The sequence below is a fragment of the Nocardiopsis sp. LOL_012 genome (assembly GCF_048060475.1).
GTDB lineage: Bacteria > Actinomycetota > Actinomycetes > Streptosporangiales > Streptosporangiaceae > Nocardiopsis.
In genome coordinates, this window is sequence record NZ_JBHMIV010000095.1 from 1 (window position 1) to 1084 (window position 1084).

1 protein-coding gene is annotated in these 1084 nt (G+C 69.2%); it reads left to right on the plus strand.

Annotated elements, in window-relative coordinates; translation table 11 throughout:
- Window positions 1–48 precede the first annotated feature (48 nt).
- Window positions 49–1084 (plus strand): IS30 family transposase (locus ACFHWE_RS23580; protein ID WP_416604067.1); only part of this gene is annotated, 1036 nt, incomplete at its 3' end.

Genomic DNA, 1084 nt, shown 5'->3' on the forward strand with positions numbered 1-1084 from the left:
GGTGGTGTCATACCGTCGTAGCAACACCGCAGGTCACAGGGGTTGCTCATGCAAGAACGACGAATGCTCACCCTGGCTGAACGCGAGGAGATCGCGCTCGCCCACACACGAGGAGAAGGCGTACGCGCCATCGCCCGCCTGATCGGCCGGGACCAGTCGGTCATCAGCCGCGAACTGGCCCGCAACACCAGCAAGCGCGGCTACCGGGCCACCACCGCCCACCAACGCGCCAAGGCCCGCCGGGCCCGCCCCCAACAGCGCTTGATGGACACCGACCAGGTGATCCGCCAACGGGTCCTGGCCGACCTGGGACGGGGACGCACACCCCGCCAGGTGGCGGGCCGGTTGAAGCTGGAGGCCGACGATGCCAGCGTGGAGCCCATGGAAGGCTCCCTCCCCACCGGCGGTGCCCGCATCAGCCACGAAGCGCTCTATACCTGGATCTACGCCCTGCCCAAGGGCGAGCTGGCCCGGCTCGGGGTGATGCTGGCCTCCAAGCGCGGGGCCCGCCGCCCCCGCCGCAAGAACGGTCTGTCCGGTGCGCGGATCGTCGGGATGCGCTCGATCCGCGAGCGCCCCGAACAGGCTCTGGGCCGCCGGGTCCCCGGACACTGGGAGGGCGATCTCGTGGTGGGCAGGGAAGGCAAGAGCGCGGTGATCACGCTGGTGGACCGCCAGAGCCGGTTCACGGTGATCCTGGCCCTGCCCCAGGGGCGGGCGGCCGATCATGTGGCCGATGTGCTCATCGGCCACGTATCGGGGCTGCCGGAGTTGGTGCGCAAGTCGCTGACGTGGGACCAGGGAACGGAGATGGGGCGCCACGCCGCGGTGACGGTGGCCACCGACCTGCCGGTGTTCTTCGCTGATCCGCACTCGCCGTGGCAGCGGCCCACGAACGAGAACACGAACCGCCTGATCCGGGAGTATCTGCCCAGGGGCACCGACATCCCGCAGCATCAGCCGTACCTGACCGCGATCGCTGAGGAGCTCAACACCCGTCCTCGGGCGTGCTTGGGGTTCTACACACCGCAAGAGGTGTTCCACAAGCAGCTGTTGGAGGGCCAGGGCGAGGGCGTTGCTTCAA